This is a genomic window from Bacillus sp. JJ634 (assembly GCF_036962285.1).
GTDB classification, from domain to species: Bacteria; Bacillota; Bacilli; order Bacillales; family DSM-1321; genus Peribacillus; species Peribacillus asahii_A.
In genome coordinates this window covers 1-1,063 of the sequence record NZ_JBALMU010000214.1, presented here as the reverse complement: position 1 = coordinate 1,063, position 1,063 = coordinate 1, and the positions used below count along the sequence as shown (strand labels likewise).

Here is a 1,063-nt window from a genome sequence, read left to right as displayed (position 1 = left end):
GGATTAAGAAAGAAATTTGAAATGGGTTTATCTGTCGTTTCTTTAATAGTAGAGAAGCACTGACCACTCGGAATAGCATGTCATCTAGTCAAATTGAGGTAAGGGAACGATTCGAGGAATGGGTAATTTATCTAAAAATGAATATTTTATTTGTGTTGTTGAGGTTCTAGAAGTGATTGTCGTACATATTGCGAAAAAAGCACGCTTTGCCTAGGACTATCAAAGACGAGTGAAAAACGGTACAATGAAATAGGAACAACCAAATAGCATTTTTTTCTTATTCGGAATTATCTGCAGCTTCGACCGTTTAATCATGAAGCTCGGCACAATCCCGCAAGTACTTGCACAAAAAGATGTAATCGGTGATGTATGTACTACAGAATTCTGGGCAGAGGCATCACTTGCTGATTTAGAAAAGGTTCGTGTAGCGCTACGTGATTTAATTCGCTATATCGAGCGTTCAAACCAAAAAATTTACTACACAGACTTCCAAGACGAAGTGATGACTGTTGCAGAAAATAAGTCGATTTTAAATGTAAACTATCTGAAAAGCTATCGTAAAAAGGTCGAGCATTATTTGAAAGAACATCAGCACGAGGATACGTTAGCGATTTATAAACTACGTAACAATAAGCCGTTAACAAAGCAAGATGTGAAGTAATTAGAGCAAATTTTGTGGAACGAACTTGGCTCAAAAGAACAGTACGAAAAAGATTACGGAGATACACCTGTGACAAAACTTGTTCGTAAAATCGTAGGTCTAGACAGACAGGCTGCTGTCGAAGCATTTTCAGCGTTTATTAGTGAACAACAATTAACATTACAGCAAACGCAATTCGTGGAGTTGATTATCGATTACATCGTCAAGAACGGCACATTAGAACGCCAAGCATTGCAGCAAGATCCATTTAGTTCAACTGGTGGGATCATGGTTGTGTTCAAAGACCAGCTGCCAAAAGCGCGCGGGATTTTAGATATTATTGATCGGATAAATCGGAATGCGGAGGATATATCGTAGTCCCTTCTCAGGGACTACGTTTTTAGAGAAAAATAATATAAGAGG

General features: G+C 38.2%; 2 protein-coding genes. Both read left to right on the top strand.

Annotation, left to right across the window (positions count from 1 at the left end; all coding sequences use genetic code 11):
• Window positions 1–313: 313 nt before the first annotated feature.
• A complete protein-coding gene (locus tag V7068_RS22110) occupies window positions 314–661 on the top strand; it encodes a hypothetical protein (RefSeq protein ID WP_499714574.1) in 348 nt (115 codons plus the stop codon).
• A 12-nt stretch (window positions 662–673) separates the two neighbouring features.
• Window positions 674–1,018 carry a type I restriction-modification enzyme R subunit C-terminal domain-containing protein gene (locus V7068_RS22105; RefSeq protein WP_499714573.1) on the top strand — a complete coding sequence of 115 codons (345 nt, stop codon included), beginning with the start codon at window positions 674–676 and terminating at the stop codon, window positions 1,016–1,018.
• Window positions 1,019–1,063: the final 45 nt, after the last annotated feature.